The organism is Saccharothrix saharensis (genome assembly GCF_006716745.1).
Lineage (GTDB): Bacteria > Actinomycetota > Actinomycetes > Mycobacteriales > Pseudonocardiaceae > Actinosynnema > Actinosynnema saharense.
In genome coordinates this window covers 6,519,085-6,537,979 of record NZ_VFPP01000001.1, presented here as the reverse complement: position 1 = coordinate 6,537,979, position 18,895 = coordinate 6,519,085, and the positions used below count along the sequence as shown (strand labels likewise).

At 71.9% G+C, this 18,895-nt stretch carries 18 protein-coding genes; 8 read left to right on the top strand and 10 right to left on the bottom strand.

Annotated features, from left to right (window positions below):
- Positions 1 to 100: 100 nt before the first annotated feature.
- Positions 101 to 1,015 carry a DUF2382 domain-containing protein gene (locus FHX81_RS29830; RefSeq protein ID WP_170232218.1) on the top strand — a complete coding sequence of 305 codons (915 nt, stop codon included), beginning with the start codon at positions 101 to 103 and terminating at the stop codon, positions 1,013 to 1,015.
- Positions 1,016 to 1,071: 56 nt separating this feature from the next.
- Here the strand turns inward: FHX81_RS29830 and nadC are convergent, their stop codons facing one another.
- The 3 genes from nadC to nadA are packed head-to-tail and all read right to left on the bottom strand — an operon-like array spanning position 1,072 to position 4,543.
- Complete coding sequence (gene nadC, locus FHX81_RS29825) at positions 1,072 to 1,908, bottom strand: carboxylating nicotinate-nucleotide diphosphorylase (protein WP_141981497.1); 837 nt, start codon at positions 1,906 to 1,908, stop codon at positions 1,072 to 1,074.
- A complete protein-coding gene (locus FHX81_RS29820) occupies positions 1,905 to 3,527 on the bottom strand; it encodes an L-aspartate oxidase (RefSeq protein ID WP_141981495.1) in 1,623 nt (540 codons plus the stop codon). The genes nadC and FHX81_RS29820 overlap by 4 nt, the downstream gene beginning before the upstream one ends.
- Entirely contained in the window at positions 3,524 to 4,543 is a 1,020-nt protein-coding gene (nadA, locus tag FHX81_RS29815; RefSeq protein WP_141981493.1) for a quinolinate synthase NadA, read from the bottom strand. The genes FHX81_RS29820 and nadA overlap by 4 nt, the downstream gene beginning before the upstream one ends.
- 64 nt (positions 4,544 to 4,607) lie before the next feature.
- Between nadA and FHX81_RS29810 the strand changes: the two genes are divergently transcribed.
- From FHX81_RS29810 to FHX81_RS29790, 5 genes are all read left to right on the top strand, one after another.
- Positions 4,608 to 5,297 (top strand): NUDIX hydrolase, encoded by a 690-nt coding sequence (locus FHX81_RS29810; protein ID WP_281291756.1) that lies wholly within the window; start codon positions 4,608 to 4,610, stop codon positions 5,295 to 5,297.
- The gene (locus tag FHX81_RS29805) at positions 5,294 to 5,971 is read left to right on the top strand and encodes an LON peptidase substrate-binding domain-containing protein (protein WP_141981491.1); all 678 of its coding nucleotides are present in this window, start codon (positions 5,294 to 5,296) and stop codon (positions 5,969 to 5,971) included. The genes FHX81_RS29810 and FHX81_RS29805 overlap by 4 nt, the downstream gene beginning before the upstream one ends.
- 31 nt (positions 5,972 to 6,002) lie before the next feature.
- Entirely contained in the window at positions 6,003 to 6,737 is a 735-nt protein-coding gene (gene aroD, locus FHX81_RS29800; protein WP_141981489.1) for a type I 3-dehydroquinate dehydratase, read from the top strand.
- A gap of 366 nt (positions 6,738 to 7,103) precedes the next feature.
- Positions 7,104 to 8,393, top strand: a complete 1,290-nt coding sequence (locus FHX81_RS29795; protein ID WP_141981488.1) for an MFS transporter — start codon at positions 7,104 to 7,106, stop codon at positions 8,391 to 8,393.
- Positions 8,390 to 9,151 (top strand): putative hydro-lyase, encoded by a 762-nt coding sequence (locus FHX81_RS29790; RefSeq protein ID WP_141981476.1) that lies wholly within the window; start codon positions 8,390 to 8,392, stop codon positions 9,149 to 9,151. The genes FHX81_RS29795 and FHX81_RS29790 overlap by 4 nt, the downstream gene beginning before the upstream one ends.
- On the opposite strand, the gene FHX81_RS29785 is transcribed toward FHX81_RS29790, so the two are convergent.
- The 4 genes from FHX81_RS29785 to bioD form a co-directional block, all read right to left on the bottom strand.
- Positions 9,148 to 9,744 (bottom strand): DUF2567 domain-containing protein, encoded by a 597-nt coding sequence (locus FHX81_RS29785; RefSeq protein ID WP_141981474.1) that lies wholly within the window; start codon positions 9,742 to 9,744, stop codon positions 9,148 to 9,150. The two genes, FHX81_RS29790 and FHX81_RS29785, sit on opposite strands and share 4 nt — an antisense overlap.
- A 40-nt stretch (positions 9,745 to 9,784) precedes the next feature.
- Positions 9,785 to 9,994, bottom strand: coding sequence for a biotin synthase auxiliary protein BsaP (gene bsaP / locus FHX81_RS29780; protein WP_246108029.1), 210 nt, complete (start codon positions 9,992 to 9,994; stop codon positions 9,785 to 9,787).
- Positions 9,991 to 11,007, bottom strand: coding sequence for a biotin synthase BioB (gene bioB, locus FHX81_RS29775; protein WP_141981472.1), 1,017 nt, complete (start codon positions 11,005 to 11,007; stop codon positions 9,991 to 9,993). Before bioB ends, bsaP begins: the two co-directional genes overlap by 4 nt.
- A gap of 110 nt (positions 11,008 to 11,117) precedes the next feature.
- A complete protein-coding gene (gene bioD / locus FHX81_RS29770; RefSeq protein WP_141981470.1) occupies positions 11,118 to 11,834 on the bottom strand; it encodes a dethiobiotin synthase in 717 nt (238 codons plus the stop codon).
- 60 nt (positions 11,835 to 11,894) lie between these two features.
- Between bioD and FHX81_RS29765 the strand changes: the two genes are divergently transcribed.
- On the top strand, positions 11,895 to 12,134 hold the full coding sequence (locus FHX81_RS29765) for a glutaredoxin family protein (RefSeq protein WP_141981468.1): 240 nt from the start codon (positions 11,895 to 11,897) through the stop codon (positions 12,132 to 12,134).
- A 1-nt stretch (position 12,135) separates the two neighbouring features.
- Positions 12,136 to 12,765 carry a hypothetical protein gene (locus FHX81_RS29760; RefSeq protein ID WP_141981466.1) on the top strand — a complete coding sequence of 210 codons (630 nt, stop codon included), beginning with the start codon at positions 12,136 to 12,138 and terminating at the stop codon, positions 12,763 to 12,765.
- Here the strand turns inward: FHX81_RS29760 and FHX81_RS29755 are convergent.
- From FHX81_RS29755 to dnaE, 3 genes are all read right to left on the bottom strand, one after another.
- Positions 12,745 to 14,013: an adenosylmethionine--8-amino-7-oxononanoate transaminase gene (locus tag FHX81_RS29755; protein WP_141981464.1), complete on the bottom strand. Its 1,269-nt coding sequence runs from the start codon at positions 14,011 to 14,013 to the stop codon at positions 12,745 to 12,747. The genes FHX81_RS29760 and FHX81_RS29755 overlap by 21 nt on opposite strands.
- Positions 14,000 to 15,235, bottom strand: coding sequence for a cytochrome P450 family protein (locus FHX81_RS29750; RefSeq protein WP_425473896.1), 1,236 nt, complete (start codon positions 15,233 to 15,235; stop codon positions 14,000 to 14,002). The genes FHX81_RS29755 and FHX81_RS29750 overlap by 14 nt, the downstream gene beginning before the upstream one ends.
- A gap of 82 nt (positions 15,236 to 15,317) precedes the next feature.
- Positions 15,318 to 18,851, bottom strand: coding sequence for a DNA polymerase III subunit alpha (gene dnaE, locus FHX81_RS29745; RefSeq protein ID WP_141981463.1), 3,534 nt, complete (start codon positions 18,849 to 18,851; stop codon positions 15,318 to 15,320).
- Positions 18,852 to 18,895 lie beyond the last annotated feature (44 nt).

Below are 18,895 nucleotides of genomic sequence, written 5' to 3'. Positions count from 1 at the left end.
AGGGATGTTGCCTCACACGAACAGGTGGCAGCCGAATAGGTGGCCCTTCGCGCCGGGAAGCCCTCCGCGGGACCAAAACGACACGCGAAGGGACCCGGCCATGATCAACCAGGCCGAAGTGGACCGCTTGTACGACTGCGACGTGATCGACGAGCACGGCGAGCGCATCGGCTCGGTGAAGCAGGTGTGGCTCGACGATCGGGACGGGCGCCCGATGTGGGCGTCGGTGCACACCGGCATGTTCGGTCTCAAGGAGTCGTTCGTGCCGATCCAGGACGCGACGCTGGGCAACGGGGTGATCACCGTCCCCGTGGACAAGCAGCAGGTCAAGGACGCGCCGAAGATCGACGTCTCCGACGAGCACATGTCCGACAAGCAGCAGGACGAGCTGTACGCGTACTACGGCCTGATCCCGTCGCACCGCTCCGGCGACCACGACCGGCTGCCGGGCCGCGGGCGCGGCGAGACCAAGCCCACGCCGATGCCGGGCGCCGGCCGGACGTCCGGGGTGACGCGCGGCGAGACCCGCGGCACCGGGATGCCCGGTGAGACCCGCGCCGAGGGGATCGGCGACGTGCGCCGCGAGGCGACGACCTCGGGCCGGGCCCCGGCCGCCGGGCAGGGCGGCCGCCACGAGGCGCGCTCCGGCGACTCGGTCACCCGCTACGAGGAAGAGCTGGACGTCGGCACGCGCGACGTCGAGGCCGGCCGCGTGCGGCTGGTCAAGCACACCGTGACCGAGCAGAAGGACGTGACGGTGCCGGTGTCGCACGAGGAGGTGCGCGTGGTGCGCGAGCCCGCCGACGGCGCGCCGACCGACCGCGCGTTCACCGACGAGGAGACCGAGGTCACGCTGCACCGCCAGGAACCGGTGGTGGAGAAGAGGACCACACCGGCGGAGAAGGTCCGGCTCGACAAGCAGACCGTGACCGAGGAGCAGCACGTCCGCGGCGAGGTCCGCAAGGAACGGGTGGACGTGGAGCGCGACGACCGGACCGGGCGGCGCGACTCCTGACCAGGTCGCGCCCGTGCCCCGTGCCCCGGGCTCGGGCGCGACCCCACCGTCGGCGGCTAGCGCAGGTCCAGCCCGAGGTCGAGCGCCGGGGCGGAGTGCGTGAGGCCGCCGACGGCCAGGAAGTCCACGCCGGTCTCGGCGTAGGACCTGGCCACGTCCAGCGTGAGCCCGCCGGACGCCTCCAGCGCGACGCCTCCCGCCCGGCGCACCGCCTCCGCGCACCCGGCGGCGGTGAAGTTGTCCAGCAGCACGAGTTCCGCGCCCTCGGCGACGGCCTCGTCGAGCTGGTCCAGCGAGTCGACCTCGACCTCGCACGGCAGGTGCGGCGCGTGGGCGCGCACGGCGGCCAGCGCCGCCCGGACCGAGCCCGCGGCGCGCACGTGGTTGTCCTTGATCAGCACCGCGTCGCCGAGGCCGAGCCGGTGGTTGACACCGCCACCGCAGCGCACCGCGTACTTCTCCAGCAGCCGCAGGCCCGGCAGGGTCTTGCGGGAGTCGCGCACCCGCGCCTTGGTGCCCGCCACCTCGTCCACCCAGGCGGCGGTGAGCGTGGCCACGCCGGACAGGTGGCACAGCAGGTTCAGCGCGGTGCGCTCGGCGGTGAGCAGGCCGCGCACCGGGCCGCGCAGCACCAGCGCGGGCTCGCCCGGCACGGCCTTGTCGCCGTCCCGCCGCTCCTCCAGCACCTCCACGTCGGTGACCTGCCGGAACACCTCCAGCGCCACCGGGATGCCCGCGAGCACACCGGCCGCGCGGGGCGTCAGCTCCGCCACGGCCACCGCGTCCGCGGGCACGGTCGCCACCGTCGTCGCGTCCGCGCCGTACCGCAGGTCCTCCTCCAGCGCCGTCGCGATCACGCGCCGCGCGTCGTCCAGATCCAGTCCGAGGTTCATGCCACTCCCCTGGCCACTGCCGGATCGGCCAGCACCGGCTGGCCGGACGGGTTGAGCCGGACCACCTGGCTGCGCTGCCAGCGCAGGTCGTCCCGCTCGGTGAAGTCGGTGCGCACGTGGCAGCCGCGCGACTCCTCGCGCTCCGCCGCCGCCGCGATCAACGCCCGCGCGGCCACCGTGAGCGCCGCGTCCTCGACCAGTTCCCGGCTGTCCAGCGTGCGGTCCGCGGTGGACAGGTCGAGCACCGAGCCGACCACCGCCAGGCCCTCGGCGTCACGGCCGATCGCCGCGTACCGGGACATGACGCGCTGCAACGAGTCCCGGGCCGCGACCGGCGCGGTCGGCAGCTCCACCGCGGCCGACGCCGACGGCTTGGCCAGCACGCCCAGCGCCAGGTCCGCCGCGACCGCCTCGGCCACCCGCGTGCCCACGACCAGACCTTCGAGCAGGCTGTTGGACGCCAGCCGGTTCGCGCCGTGCAGCCCGGTGCGGGCCACCTCACCCGCCGCGTACAGGCCGGTCACGCCCGTCCGCCCGTCCACATCGGACACGACGCCGCCGCACGCGAAGTGCGCCGCCGGCGCGACCGGGATCGGCCCGGCCGCCGGGTCGATGCCCGCCGCGAGACAGGCCGCGTGCACGGTCGGGAACCGGCGCGCGAAGTCGGAGATGCCCGTGGCGTCGAGGAACACGTGGTCGTCCACGCCGCCCGGACCGCCCGCCATGTGCCGGGTGATCGCCGCCGCCACCACGTCGCGCGGTGCCAGGTCCTCCAGCGGGTGCACGCCGCGCATGACCCGCGCGCCGGTCGCGTCGACCAGCACCGCGCCCTCGCCGCGCACCGCCTCCGTGACCAGGGGGCACCGGCCACGCGCGCCGCGCCCGGTGTAGAGCACGGTCGGGTGGAACTGGACGAACTCGACGTCCGCCGCCACCGCGCCCGCGCGCAACGCCAGCGCCAGGCCGTCGCCGGTGGCCACCTCCGGGTTGGACGTGGCCTGGTAGAGCTGGCCGAGACCGCCGCTGGCCAGCAGCACGGCGGGCGCACCGAGCACGCCGGGCACGCCGTTGCCGTCCAGCACCAGCAGGCCGCACACCTGGCCGAGCGGCGTGCGCACCGCGTCCACCGCGACGTGGTTCTCCAGCACCGGCACCCGACCGTCCGACACCGCCGCCAACAGCGCGCGCTCGACCTCCGCGCCGGTCGCGTCACCGCCCGCGTGCACCACCCGGAACGCGCTGTGCCCGCCCTCCCGCGTGCGGGCCGGCCCACCGGTCGGCCCGGCGTCGAACACCGCGCCCCGCTCGCGCAGCCGCGTCACCGCGGCCGGGCCGCCGGCGATGATCGCCTCGACCGCGGCCTCGTCGCACAGGCCGGCCCCGGCCACCAGCGTGTCGCGCACGTGCAGCTCGACGGTGTCGCCTTCGTCGTGCTCGCCGGGCAGCACGACGGCCACGCCGCCCTGCGCCCACCGGGTGTTGCCGTCCTCGCCGGCGGCCTTGGTCACCACCAGGACCCGCAGCCCCAGCTCACGCGCGCGCAGCGCCGCCGTCAGACCGGCCACACCCGTGCCGACGACCAGCAGGTCGGCGCGGGCCTCCCACGCGGGGGTGCTCATTCCCCGCCGCCGGGCTGCCCGATCTCGATCATGCGCTGGACCGCGCCCTGGGCACGCTTCGCGGTTTCCAGGTCCACGTGCACCTCGTCCTTGCCCTCGCGCAGCCCGCGCAGGAGGGCGGCCGGGGTGATCATCTTCATGTACCGGCACGACGCCCGGTCGTTCACCGCGCGGAAGTCGATCTCCGGCGCGGCCCGGCGCAGCTGGTGCAGCATGCCGATCTCGGTGGCGACCAGGACCGACTTCGCGCTGGTCCGCCGCGCGGCGGTGATCATGTCTCCGGTCGAGAGGATCTTGACCTTCTCCGCCGGGACGGTGCCCTCGCCCGCGAGGTAGAGCGCCGAGGTGGCGCAGCCGCACTCGGGGTGGATGAACAGGTCGGCGTCCGGGTTGGCGGCCGCGCGCTCGGCCAGCTCCGGGCCGTTGATACCGGCGTGCACGTGGCACTCGCCCGCCCAGATGCGCAGGTTCTCCCGGCCCGTCTCGCGCTTGACGTGCGCGCCGAGGAACTGGTCCGGCAGGAACAGCACCTCCCGGTCCGCCGGGATCGACCGCACCACGTCCACCGCGTTCGACGAGGTGCAGCAGATGTCGGTCTCCGCCTTCACCTCCGCCGTGGTGTTGACGTAGGAGACGACGACCGCGCCGGGGTGCTCGGCCTTCCACGCGCGCAACTGCTCGCCCGTGATCGAGTCGGCCAGCGAGCAGCCCGCCCGCTCGTCCGGGATGAGGACCGTCTTGTGCGGCGCGAGGATCTTCGCGGTCTCGGCCATGAAGTGCACGCCGCAGAACACGATGGTGGACGCGTCGCTCGCGGCCGCGATGCGGCTGAGCGCCAGGGAGTCCCCGGTGTGGTGGGCGATGTCCTGGATCTCGGGCAGCTGGTAGTTGTGCGCCAGGATGACCGCGTCCCGCTGCCGCGCCAGCTCCAACACCTCGTCCCGCCATGCGGCGTCCGGCGCGATCCCGTCGTAGGCGCCGTCCGAGGTTCGCTCCACGTAGGCGGTAGCGACCATGGGTTCCTCCCTAGAGCCAGGTTTTCGCCTATCGGTCGAAAACGTGGCCGATAGTATCAGCCGAGTGGGACTGGCGGAACATGAAGTACTGGCCGCGGTGCTCCAGGTGAGAGCCGGATCACTCCAGGTCATGCTGTGGGAGCGGGCCCGCGAACCGCACGCCCACCGCTGGTCACTGCCCGGTGGCGGGCTGGGCGACGACGAGGACGTCGAGGCCTCGATCCGCCGTCAGCTGGCGGAGAAAGTCGACGTGCGACAGTTGTCACACGTCGAGCAGCTGGCCGTCTTCAGCGCCCCCTCGCGGGTGCCCGGACCGCGCGTGGTGGCGACCGCGTTCCTCGGCCTGGTGCCCTCGCACATCGACCCGGTGGTGCCGTCGGACACCGCGTGGTACCCGGTGGACGCGCTGCCCGCGACCGCGTTCGACCACGAGGCGATCTGCCGCCGCGCCCGGCACCGCCTGGCGTCGAAGCTGTCCTACACCAACCTGGGTTTCGCGTTGGCGCCACCGGAGTTCACCATCTCCGCGCTGCGCGCGCTGTACTCGGCGGCGCTGGGGTACAAGGTGTCGGCGACCAACCTGCAACGCGTGCTGGCCCGGCGGGGTTTGCTGGAGCCCACCGGCGGGACCGTGCAGCCGGGGCCGTCCGGCGGCCGGCCCGCCGCGCTGTTCCGGTTCGTGTCCGGCGAAATGCGGGTCACCGACCCGTTCGCCGTGCTGCGACCACCGTCCACCCGTAGCTTGGGTTCGTGACCACGACGCTCCCCCTGTTCCCGCTGGGTACCGTGCTGCTGCCCGGGGCGTCCCTGCCGCTGCACGTGTTCGAGCCGCGGTACCGGCAGTTGACCGTCGACCTGGTGACGGGCGCGGTGCCGGAGAAGACGTTCGGCGTGGTGTCGATCAAGCAGGGCTGGGAGGTCGGCGCGGAGAACGTCGAGGCGCTGTCCGACGTCGGGTGCACGGCCGTGCTCCAGGAGGCGCGGCGGCTGCCGGACGGCCGGTTCGACCTGACCACGAAGGGTGGCAGGCGGTTCCGGCTGCTGGAGGTCGACGAGGAGAGCGCGCCCTACCTGGTGGCGACGGTGCAGTGGCTGCCGGACACGGCCGCGCCGCCCGAGGTGGAGGCGGTGCTGCCGCTGCTGGCGGACAGCGCGCGGGCGGCGCACGGGCGGTACCGGCAGGCGGCGTACCAGAGCGTGGGGCGACCGCCCGGCCCGGACACGGGGGTGGCCGAGCTGGCGTACGCGTTGGCCGGGGACTGCCTGCTGACCCTGGAGGACCGGCAGCGGCTGCTGGAGGAGACCTCGCCCGCGCGCCGGCTGCGGATGGTGCGGAAAGTGCTGCACCGCGAGGCGGGCATTCTCGACGCGTTGAGCGCGGTGCCCGCGCCGTTGTCGGAATTGGGCCACCTGCCTCATCGCAACTAGCCGTTCCGGTGGCCGGTGTAGGATCCCGCGGATGAACGGCATGCGCGCGCTGCTCGGACTCGGCATCCCCCTCATCGCGGTGAGCTTCTCCGACGACGACAGCGAGCGGGCGGCCGCGGAGGCGCGTTCGGCCGGGGTCGACGTGGCCGAATTGCGCATCGACCGGTTCTCCCGGACCGACGCCGGGCACGTGCGGGCGCAGGTGCGGGCGTTCGACGGCCTGCCGGTGCTGGCGACGGTGCGCTCGGCGGCGGAGGGCGGCGGGTGGACCGGCGGCGAGGAAGCCCGGCTCGAGCTGTTCCGCGAGGTCGCGCCCCTGGTCGACGCGGTGGACGTGGAGCTGTCGGCACGGGCGATCGTGGCCGACGTGGTGGCCGCGGCGCACGCGCACGACGCGGTGGCGATCGTGTCGTACCACAATTTCGACCACACGCCCGACATCGCCGAACTCGACGCCGTGGTACGGGGCGCGAAAGAGGTCGGCGCGGATATCGTGAAGATTTCCACGATGGCCACCACAACGGCCGACCTGAAGGTGTTGGCATCATTGTTGGTCAATTCGGGTGATACCGAGATGATCGTGATCGCGATGGGCGCCATCGGCACCGCGTCACGCATCTTCTTCCCCGCGCTCGGCTCCCGGTTGACTTACACGTTCATCGGCCACCAGCCCACGTCGGGCCAACTCGACTACGCCGAGACGTCCGCGTTGATCCGCAAGTTCCACCCCGCGTACGACGAGCGGAAGGGCGCGGTCGACGCCTGAGCGGCGCTGACCCCCGCCGACGGCTCACTCCGCACGCACCGGGCCCGGAAGGGCGCCGCCGGTGCCGCGCTACGCCGTGAAGCGGGTCGTGACCACCGAGGACGGGCTCGACCGGGAGCGGGAGTACGCCGCCTCCTCGCAGCCGGCCTGGGCACCGAGGCCTGGGCACCGAGCCTGGGCACCGAGCCGGCCTCCCACGACGGGGTCCGCCACCGCGGCGGGCCCCGTCGTCGTGTGCGCGGGGTGCGCGCGGTCACTCGGACGAGTGCGTGTTGATTCGTCCTATTGCCCTCTAGTGGGATTGTTCAACAATCCTCTACCGTGTGGTCCACGGCACACCCTCTCGGCTGCGAGGTGACCCCCGACATGAGCACCCCCGACACGAGCACCCCCGACACGGGCCCCACCGACCCCACCAAGGAAGACCGCGGTCCGTTCGCCTGGTTCCAAGCCCTGGGCCGCAACGGCAAGCGGGCGTTCATCGGCGCGTTCGGCGGCTACGGCCTGGACGCCTACGACTTCCAGGTCCTGCCCCTGAGCCTGGTCGCCATCACCGCCTACTTCGGCCTCACCACGGGCGAAGCGGGCCTGCTCACCACCGTCACGCTGGTCGTCTCCGCCCTCGGCGGCGCCATCGCGGGCATCCTCGCGGACCGCATCGGCCGCGTCCGCACCCTGGTGATCACCGTCATCACCTACGCCGTCTTCACGGTCCTGTGCGGCTTCGCCACCAGCTACGAGATGCTGCTGGTCTTCCGCGCCCTGCAGGGCCTGGGCTTCGGCGGCGAGTGGGCGGCGGGCGCGATCCTCGTCGCCGAGTACTGCAAGCCGCGGTACCGGGGCCGCACGGTCGCGTTCATCCAGAGCTCGTGGGCCGTCGGCTGGGGCCTGAGCGTGGTCGTCTACACCGCCGTGTTCAGCTTCCTGCCGCCGGACCTGGCCTGGCGCGTGCTGTTCTGGACCGGCGCGATCCCCGCGGTCCTCGTCTTCTACGTCCGCCGCAACGTCAAGGACGCGCCCCGGGCCGAACGGGCACTCGCGACCGACCCGCCCAGGGGCCGCATCAGGGACGTCTTCCGGGGCGAGCTCGGCCGCACCACGCTGTTCGCCGCGCTCCTGGCCACCGGCGTCCAGGGCGGCTACTACACGCTGGCCGGCTGGGTGCCGACGTTCCTCAAGACCGAACGCGGCCTCAGCGTCGTCGGCACCGGCGGCTACCTGGCCCTGCTGATCAGCGGCGCGTTCGCGGGCTACCTCACCGGCGGCTACCTGACCGACCGGCTGGGCCGCAAGCGCACGTTCACCCTGTTCGCCGTGCTCAGCGCGCTGCTCATCGTGCTGTTCACCAACATCCCGGCCGGCGCGAACGGCCTGATCCTGCTCATCACGTTCCCGCTCGGGTTCACCACGTCGGCGATCTTCAGCGGTTTCGGCTCCTACCTCGCCGAGCTGTACCCGACCGAGCTGCGCGGCACCGGCCAGGGCTTCACCTACAACTTCGGCCGCGGCGTCGGCGCGTTCTTCCCCGCCCTGGTCGGGTTCCTGGCCGGGAGCATGGGCGTCGGCGGCGCGATGATCTTCGGCGCGGTCGGTTACGGCATCGCCGTGCTCGCCCTGCTCGGCCTCCCCGAGACGAAGGGCGTCGAGCTGCGATGACGACGACGACACCGGAGCAGGTGCGCGCGCACCACGACGGCCCGACGGCCGGGCTCGCGGACGGCTACGCCCAGGCCAACCTCATCGCGGTCCCCGCGGAGTGGGCCTACGACGTGCTGCTGTTCACCCAGCGCAACCCCAAGCCGTGCCCCGTCCTCGACGTCACCGACCGGGGCGGCACCACGACCGTCCTCGCGGGCGGCGCCGACCTGAGGCGCGACCTGCCCCGCTACCGGATCTGGGAGCACGGCGAGCTGGTCGACGAGCCCACCGACGCCTCCGCGCACTGGCGCGACGACCTGGTCGCGTTCCTCATCGGGTGCAGCTTCACGTTCGAGTCCGCGCTCCGGCGGGCGGACGTCCCACTGCGGCACGTCGAGCAGCGGGTCAACGTGCCGATGTACGTGACCGACCGCGAGTGCCGCCCCGCCGGCCGCCTGCACGGCCCGATGGTCGTTTCCCTGCGCTACGTCCCGGCCGACCTGGTCGGGACCGCGCGGGAGGTCACGGCCCGGATGCCCGCCGTGCACGGCGCGCCGGTCCACGTGGGCGATCCGGGCGCCCTCGGCATCGCGGACCTGGACCGGCCCGACTTCGGCGACCGGACCGCACCGCACGAGGGCGACGTGCCGGTGTTCTGGGCGTGCGGCGTGACGCCGCAGGCGGCCGTGATGGCGTCGGAACCGCCGTTCGCGATCACCCATGCGCCGGGGCACATGTTCGTCACCGACGTGCCCGACACCGCCTACCGGCTCTAGCCGAGCCGGCGGCCGAGGTCGTCCAGACCGTTCCACGCGGCCAGGCAGCCGTACGCCAGCGCCGTGCCCAAGGGCCACGCCAGCAAGCCCCACCACGTCTCCAGCACCGGGGCCAGGGCGATCACGTCACCCACCGCGGGCGCGGCGTCGACGGCGTACCGGCTGCCGGCCGCACCCGTACCGGTCAACTGCGCCAGGTAAGCCGCCAGCCCACCGCCGAGCGTGGCGGCCAGCATCACGACCGGGCCGCGCCGCTCCCGCAGCAACCACACCGCGATGCCGGTGATCAGCCCGGCGGCCAACCCCATCAACACGAACAGCATCAACCCGTCGAGCCGGTGGTAGCTCTCGCCGGTGACCGGGATCAGCGACCCGTCCTGCTGCGCCACCACGTTCTGCGGCGGCGCGAGCCACGCCCACAGCCAGCCCAGCGGCAGGCCGAACAGCGAGATCGCCGAGAGCACGGAGAACGCGGGCAGCAGGTCGCGCTTCACCACGACGCGCGGCCGCTGCACCACGTAGTAGTACTCGAACGCCGGCGCGGGTGGCACCCGAACGGGCGTCGCCCGCTCGTCCACCGGTTGCTCCGCCACCCGACGACCTCCCTGCACCCGTGACCAGATGCAGGGCAGGTTACCGCGCGGAGGTGATCTCGCCGTGACGGCTGCACGTGGCCGTCCACCCGGCGGGTGTCACCTGCACCACCATCCGGCGCGCGCACTCCGCGCAGAACCGCGGCGGGTCGATCACACCCAGCCGGGACGCGCACGCGGAGTGGTCGCCCTCCGCGCGCGCCTTGCCGCAATACCCGCAGTACGTCACCGCACCCAGTCCCGTGGTCACAGGGTCTTGCTCAGTTCCTTGATCGGCATGGACAGCTCGGTCAGCATGTCGAGGTCCTGCTGCGCGGGCCGGCCGAGGTTGGTCAGGTAGTTGCCGACGATGATCGCGTTGACGCCGCCCAGCATGCCCTGCTTCGCGCCGAGGTCGCCGAAGGTCAGCTCCCGGCCACCCGCGAAGCGCAGGATCGTGCGCGGCAGGGCGAGCCGGAACGCGCCGACGGTCCGCAGCGCCTCGGGGCCCTCGACCACCGGGTAGTTCTCGTACGGCGTGCCGGGGTTGGGGATCAGGAAGTTCAGCGGCACCTCGTCGGGCTCCAGCTCGGCGAGCTGCACGGCGAACTCCGCGCGCTGCTCGAGCGTCTCCCCCATGCCGATGATTCCGCCGCAGCAGACCTCCATGCCCGCCGCGCGGATCATCTTCAGCGTGTCCCACCGCTCTTCCCACGAGTGCGTGGTGACCACGTTCGGGAAGTGGGAGCGGGCCGTCTCCAGGTTGTGGTTGTAGCGGTGGACGCCCATCTCCACCAGCTCGTCCACCTGCTCCTGGGTGAGCATGCCGAGCGAGCACGCGATCTGGATGTCGTTGCCGTCCTCGCGGATGGCCTTGATGCCGTCGCGGACCTGCGACAGCAGCCGCTTGTCCGGCCCGCGCACCGCGGCCACGATGCAGAACTCGGTCGCGCCGGTTTCGGCGGTCTGCCGGGCGGCTCGGACCAGGCCGGGGATGTCCAGCCACGCCGAGCGCACCGGTGAGGGGAACTGCCCGGACTGCGAGCAGAAGTGGCAGTCCTCGGGGCACCCGCCGGTCTTGAGCGACACGATGCCCTCGACCTCGACCTCCGGCCCGCACCAGCGCATCCGCACCGCGTGCGCCAGCTCCAGCAGCTCCGGGATGCGGTCGTCGGGCAGGCGGAGGACTTCGAGCACCTGCTCCTCGGACAGCCCGACGCCCTGCTCCAGCACCTGCTCGCGGGCTACGCCGAGGACATCGACCTGTTCGGGGGCTGCGGTCACGACTTCTCCCTGTCAACTCCGGCGGTGGTCCGCCGTGCAGTCTGCCGCACGGAGCCCGGCCCGCCCCAGCGACGTGCGTCACTGGTTCGGTCAACCCGGGCCGGGACGGGTCAGCAGGTGTGCGGCGCGGCGAACTTCTCCGGGTCGAACGTGCCGCCGAACCACGGCGAGAGGCCTTCGCGGGCGGTCGCCACGAACCCGTCGCGGCCCAGCGCCGCCGCGCCGTCGGGCAGCACGCCCAGCAGCGGCGCACCCGCGGCCTCCGGCAGGTCGACCAGGTTGGTGCGGGTGGCGAGGTCGGGGACGGCGGGCCAACGGCCCACCACCACGCCGACCGACTCCAGGCCGCGGCGCAGCAGGGCCTCGGCGGTCAGCGCGGTCATGTTCAACGTGCCCAGGCCGGGGTGCGCGACGACGAGCACCGGCGCGTTGAGCGCCCACGCCGCGTCGGCGATGGTCGAGCCGGCCTCGTCGAACCGGACCAGCAGCCCGCCCGCGCCCTCGACGAGCACGAGGTCGTGCGTCTCGTCCAGCGCCACGGCCGCCGACGCGACCTCGCTGGGGTGCACGGTGGGCAAGCCGGACCGGCGCGCGGCCGTGGCGGGGGCCAGCGGTTCGGGGTAGCGGCGCAGCTCCCGGGTGGTGACGGGGCCCGCGAGGCGGACCACCTCGGCGAGGTCGCCGGGTTCGCCGTCGGCGATGCCGGTCTGCGCGGGCTTGAGCACGGCGACCCGTCGACCTTCGGCCGCGGCCAACGCCGCCAGGGCGGCGACGACCACGGTCTTGCCGACCTCGGTGCCCGTGCCGGTGATCACGAGGACGCTCACGGCCACTCACCCTAGGCCTATACGGAGCGTCGCGGTCCTCCGCGTTCTACAGTCACCACCATGAGTGAGATCGTTCTCTACGGGGCGAACTGGTGCGGCGACTGCCGGCGGGCCAAGGCGTGGCTGCGGGAGCACGAAGTGCCCTTCACCGAGGTCGACGTCGAACACGACGACGCGGCGCGCGACAAGGCGATCGAGATCGCCGGCGGGCGCAAGAACATCCCGGTGGTCGTGCTGCCCGACGGTCGCGTCCTGGTGGAGCCGACCGACTCCGAACTCGCCGCCGCGGTCCACGGCTGACGTGGGCAAGAACGGCAGGCGCAAGCGCCGGCAACAGGGTTCGCAGCGCGCCCGCGACACCGCGTCGGTCCGCACCGCGACCCGACCGGCCGACAAGCCGAAGAACTGGTTCCAGCGGCAGCGCGGCGGCGTGCGGACCCTCATCATCCTGGGTGTCACCGCATCGGTGGTGGTCGGGCACTTCGTCCTGTGGGGCTCGATCTTCCCCGCGCTGGGCGCGGCGGTCGGCCGCGTGCCGGTCGTCTCGACCGTGACCGGCTGGCTGTTCGGCGGCGGCGCGTTCGTGGCGTGGGGCGTGGTGGCGATCAACCACGACACCGCCGAGCCGGAGGCGGTGACACGGCTGCGGACCGTGGCGTGGGTGTGGTCGGCGGTCGCGGTGGGGTTGTTCCCGACCGGGTACGCCAACGGCATCAGCCTGCCGGTGGACTTCTGGGCGGGCGTCTACGCGGGCGCGTACGGCGTGATCCTCTCCCCGGTGGCGCTCGCGGTGGTCGCGCTGGGCTGGTGGCTGCTGGTGAACAAGCTGGCCGGGCACAAGAAGGAGCCGACCAACCAGGCGGTCGGCTGGATCTGCGTCGGCTACGCGGCGCTGCTGCTCGTGTGGGGCTCAACCCTGCTGCGCATGTGACGCCTCGGCGGCGGCCACGACGGCGGCGGCGACAGCGGCCACGTCGTCGTCCGTGCTGATGAACGGCGGCATGGTGTAGATCAGGTCGCGGAACGGCCGCAGCCACACGCCGTGGTCGACGGCCGCGGCGGTGGCGGCGGCCATGTCCACCGGGTGGTCCAGCTGCACCACGCCGATCGCGCCGAGCACCCGCACGTCACCGGGCGCGTCCGCGAGGCCCGACCGCAACCCGGCCTCGATCCGCCGCACCGACGACCGCCAGTCCTGCGCCAGCAGCAGGTCCGTGGAGGCCAGCGCGACCGCCGACGCCAGCGGGTTCCCCATGAACGTCGGTCCGTGCGCCAGCACCGGTACCTCCCCGCGCGAAATGCCGTCCGCCACCCGGGCCGTGCACAGCGTCGCGGCCATCGACAGGTAACCGCCGGTCAGCGCCTTGCCCAGGCACATGATGTCGGGGCTGATGCCGGCGTGGTCGGCGGCGAACAGCTCACCGGTGCGGCCGAAGCCGGTGGCGATCTCGTCGAAGATCAGCAGCACGTCGTGGGCCAGCGTCAGCTCGCGCAGCACGTGCAGGTAGCGCGGGTCGTGGAAGCGCATCCCGCCCGCGCCCTGCACCACCGGCTCGACGATCACCGCGGCCAGCTCGCCGGCGTGCGCCTCGACCAGGTCCGCGAGTTCCTGCACGTACGCGGTGTCCAGGTCGCGCGGCGGCGCGGAGGCGAACACCTGCTCCGGCAGCACGCCCCGCCACAGCGAGTGCATCCCGCCCTCCGGGTCGCACACGGCCATCGGCTGGAACGTGTCGCCGTGGTACCCGCCGCGCCACGTCAGCAGCCGCCGCTTCTCCGGCCTGCCCCGGGACCGCCAGTGCTGCAACGCCATCTTGATCGCGACCTCGACCGACACCGACCCCGAGTCGCACAGGAACACGTGCCGCAACGGCTCGGGCGTGATCTCCACCAGCCGTGCCGCCAGCGCCACCGCCGGCTCGTGGGTCAGGCCGCCGAACATGACGTGGCTCATCCGGCCGAGCTGGTCGCGCACCGCCGCGTCGAGCACGGGGTGCCGGTAGCCGTGGATCGCGGCCCACCACGACGACATGCCGTCGACCAGCTCGCGCCCGTCGTCCAGCCGGAGCCGGACACCCTCGGCCGAGGAGACGACCAGCGGCTCGTGGGTGCCCGGCATCGGGCCGTACGGGTGCCAGACGTGCGCCTGGTCCAGCTTCAGCAGCTCATCGCGCTCCACGAGGCGTCAGGCTAACCGGCAGCTTCTCGAGGCCGCGGATGAGCGTGCCCTGCCGCCACGTCAACGCGTCCGGGTCCGCGGCGAGGGCGACGTCGAACCGGTCGATCACCGCACCGATGGCGATCTCGCCCTCCATCCGGGCCAGCGGAGCGCCCAGGCAGTAGTGGATGCCGTGGCCGAACGCCAGGTGCCCGGCGGCCTGGCGGGTGATGTCGAGCCGGTCGGGGTCCGGGAACCGGGAGGCGTCGCGGTTGCCGCCGGACAGCGCGACGACCACCACGCTGTCCTTGGGGATCACCACGTCGCCCAGCTCGACGTCCTCGTTGGTGTAGCGGAACGTCGCCTGGTTGACCGGGCTCTCGAAGCGCAGGACCTCCTCCACCGCGCCGGGCAGCAGCGACCGGTCGGCGCGCAGCGCCGCCAACTGCTCGGGGTTGCGCACCAGGTGGTACACGCCGTTGGCGATCAGGTTGACGGTGGTCTCGTGCCCGGCGACCAGGAGCAGGAACGCCATGGCGATCAGCTCCATCTGGTCGAGCCGGTCGCCGCCCTCGTCGGCCTGCACCAGCGCCGAGAAGAAGTCGTCACCGGGCGCGTTCCGCTTGTGCTCGACCAGCTTCGCCAGGTAGCCCGCCATCTGGGCGCCCGCCTGCTGGAGCTGCTCCGGTTCGCCGTTGCCGGCGACCAGGATGTTGGACCACACCCGGAACTCGTCGCGCTCGTCCATCGGCACGTCGAGCATCTCGCAGATCACCGTGATGGGCAGCGGGAACGCCAGCGCGTCGACCAGGTCGACGTCGCCCTTCTCCCCGGCCTCGTCCAGCAGCCGGTCGGTGATCTCCCGGATCCGCGGCCGCAGCTGCTCGACCCGCCGGGCGGTGAACGCCTTGGTGACGAGCTTGCGCAGCCGGGTGTGGTGCGGCGGGTCCATGTTCAGCATGTGCTGCACCAGGGCCTCGTCGAACTTGGGCGCCTCGCCCCGTTCGACCCGGTTGAGCTCCATCACCTCGGGGAACCGCTCCCAGTGCTTGCTGAACCTCGGGTCGGCCAGCGCCGACCGCGCCTCCTCGTACCGCGTGACCAGCCACGCCTTCGTGCCGCGCGGCAGCACGACCGGGCTGGCCGCCGCCTGCTCGCGCAGCCGCGCGTGGTAGGCGTGCGGGTCGGCGAAGTACTCCTCGCCGAGCACGTCGAGACCGGCGATCTTCTCCCCCACAGGGATCCCCTCCTCGTTTGAGTTAACCCTGTTCACTCAAACGATCCGAGGTTCGCTCTTGTCCCCGATCGCCCGGCTTGTCACCCGATCAGCCCAAGCAGCCCGGTCCGAGCAGAGCCTTCAGATCACCCATCAGGGACGGGGTGGGAGTAACCCGAAGGGCGTCGTCCAGCTTGAGCAACGTGTTGCGGCTGCTGTTGATGACCAGGTTCAGGTGCACCTCGGTCGTGCCCGGGTGGTTGGAGAGGACTTCCTTCAACGACGTCACGAGCTTCGGGTCGCAGCGCGACGCCGCCACCTTCAGCCGCAACGCCTGCGCGCCCAGCTCCGACAGGTCCGGCACGACCAGGTCGTTGGCGATCAGCGAGATCCGGTCCTCCCGCTTGGCCACCCGCGCCTTCACCAGCACGATCGCGTCCTCGGCGACCGACATGCCGTGCACCACGTAGCTCTTGGGGAAGAACAGCACCTCGATGCCACCGGCCAGGTCCTCGAGCTGCGCGGACGCCCACGGCTCGCCGTTCTTGTTCACCCGGCGGGTGACCGAGGCCAGGATGCCGCCCAGCGTGACCTGCGTGCCGTCGGGCACGTCGCCTTCCAGGATGCGCGGGATCGTGGTGTCGGAGTAGGAGCTGAGCACCTGCTCCACGCCGTTGAGCGGGTGGCCGGACACGTACAGGCCCAGCATCTCCCGCTCCAGCGTGAGCTGGTGCTTGGACTCCCAGTGCTCGTCGGGGATCTTCACGTCGAACACCGACGCGCCGTCGCCGTCACCGCCGCCGTCGCCGAACAGGTCGAACTGGCCGCGCGCCTCTTCCTTCTTGGTCAGCATGATCGCGTCGACCGCCTCGACGTGCACCATGTGCAGACCCTTGCGCGGGTGGCCGAGCGAGTCGAACGCGCCCGCCTTGATCAGCGATTCGACGACCTTCTTGTTGCACGCCTGCACGTCGACCTTGCGCAGGAAGTCGGAGAAGTCGGCGAACTTCCCCTTCTCCGTGCGGGTCTTGATGATCGCGTCGACCACGTTCGCGCCGACGTTGCGGATCGCGCCCAGGCCGAACCGGATGTCGTCGCCGACCGCGACGAACTCCCGTTCCGACTCGTTGACGTCCGGCGGGAGCACCGTGATGCCCATCCGGCGGCACTCGGCCAGGTAGACGGCCGACTTGTCCTTGTTGTCCGAGTTCGTGGTGAGCAGCGCGGCCATGTACTCGGACGGGTAGTTGGCCTTGAGGTACGCCGTCCAGTACGCGATCAGGCCGTACGCGGCGGAGTGCGCCTTGTTGAAGGCGTAGTCCGCGAACGGGACCAGGATGTCCCACAGCGTCTTGATCGCCTCGGGCGAGTAGCCGTTGGCGATCATGCCCGCCTCGAAGCCCTCGTACTCCTTGTCGAGGATCTCCTTCTTCTTCTTGCCCATCGCGCGGCGGAGCAGGTCCGCTTGGGCCAGCGAGTAGCCCGCCACCTTCCGCGCGATCGCCATGACCTGCTCCTGGTACACGATCAGGCCGTACGTCGTGTCCAGGATCTCGGCCAGCGGCTCGCGCAGCTCCTCGTGGATCGGCACGATCTCCTGCTGCTTGTTCTTGCGCAGCGCGTAGTTCGTGTGCGAGTTCGCACCCATCGGGCCGGGTCGGTAGAGCGCGATGACGGCGGAGACGTCCTCGAAGTTGTCCGGGCGCATCAGCCGCAGCAGGTCGCGCAGCGCGCCACCGTCGAGCTGGAACACGCCGAGCGTGTCGCCGCGGCCGAGCAGCTCGTAGGTCTTGCGGTCGTCCAGCGGCACGGTCGCGATGTCGACGTCGCCCTTGCCGTTGAGCTTGATGTTCTTCAGCGCGTCGTCGATCGTGGTGAGGTTGCTCAGGCCGAGGAAGTCCATCTTCAGCAGGCCGAGCGTCTCGCACGTCGGGTAGTCGAACTGGGTGATGATCGACCCGTCCTGCGGGCGCATCCAGACCGGGATGTGGTCCGTCAGCGGCTCCGCGGACATGATCACCGCGCAGGCGTGCACGCCCGCGTTGCGGATCAGGCCCTCCAGCCCGCGGCCGGTGTCGATGATCTCCTTGACCTGCGGGTCGGTCTCGTACAGCGCGCGCACCTCGGCGGCCTCGGAGTACCGCTTGTGCGCCGGGTCGAACACGCCCGCCAGCGGGATGTCCTTGCCCATCACGGCGGGCGGCATGGCCTTGGAGATCCGGTCGGCCACCGCGTAGCCCGGCTGCCCGTACAGCACGCGGGCGGAGTCCTTGATCGCCGCCTTCGCCTTGATCGTGCCGAACGTGATCACCTGGGCGACCTTGTCGACGCCCCACTTCTCGGTGACGTACCGGATCACGTCGCCGCGCCGGCGCTCGTCGAAGTCGATGTCGATGTCGGGCGGGCTGACGCGGTCGGGGTTGAGGAACCGCTCGAAGATCAGGCCGTGCGCCAGCGGGTCGAGGTCGGTGATGCCCATCGCGTACGCGATCAGCGCGCCCGCGGCGGAACCGCGGCCGGGGCCGACGCGGATGCCGTTCGCCTTGGCCCAGTTGATGAAGTCGGCGACCACCAGGAAGTAGGACGGGAAGCCCATCTGGAGGATGACGCCGATCTCGAACTCGACCTGCTGCCGGTGCACCTCGTCCACGCCCTCGGGGAACCGGCGGTGCATGCCCTCCCACACCTGCTCGCGGAAGTAGTCGGCCTCCGTCATGCCCTCGGGCACTGGGTAGCGCGGCATCAGGTTCTGGAAGGCGAACATCCCGGTCGTGTCGACCTTCTCGGCCACCAGCAGGGTGTTGCGGCACCCCTCCTGCCAGGCGTCCGACGAGTCGATCGCGCGCATCTCGTCCGGCGACTTGAGGTGGTAGCCCGTGCCGTCGAACTTGAACCGGGTGGGGTCCTGGAGCGTCTTGCCGGTCTGCACGCACAGCAGCGCGGCGTGCGCGTCGCGGTCCTCCGCGTAGGTGTAGTGCGAGTCGTTGGTCACCACGAACGGGATGCTGAGCTTCTTGGCGATGTCCAGCAGCCCGCCCCGGACCCGGCTCTCGATCTCGATGCCGTGGTCCATCAGCTCGACGAAGAAGTTGTCGGCGCCGTAGATGTCGCGCCACTTCGCGGCGGCCTCCAGGGCCTCCTTCTCGTGGCCCAGCCGCAGGCGGGTCTGCACCTCGCCGGACGGGCAGCCGGTGGTCGCCATCAGGCCGGCCGAGTGCTCGGCGATCAGCTCGGAGTCCATCCGCGGCCACTTGCCGAGCTGGCCCTCGGTGGAAGCCCGGCTGGAGAGCTTCATCAGGTTGTGCAGGCCCTCGTTGGTGCGGGCCCAGATCGTCTGGTGGGTGTACGCGCCGCTCGCGGAGACGTCGTCGGCCTTCTGCCCGGGGTCGCCCCACAGCACGCGCTTCTTGTTGAAGCGCGACTCCGGCGCCAGGTACGCCTCGATGCCGATCACCGGCTTGATGCCCGCCGAGGTCGCCTGCTTGTAGAAGTCGTACGCGCCGTACATGTTGCCGTGGTCGGTGATCGCGGCGGCGGTCATGCCCATCCGCTCGCACTCGGCGAACATGTCCTTCAGCTTGGCCGCGCCGTCGAGCATCGAGTACTCGGTGTGCACGTGGAGGTGCACAAACGAGTCGGACACCCAAACCCCCCTGAAGATCGCAGCGGGCCCGGGACGAAGCGCGG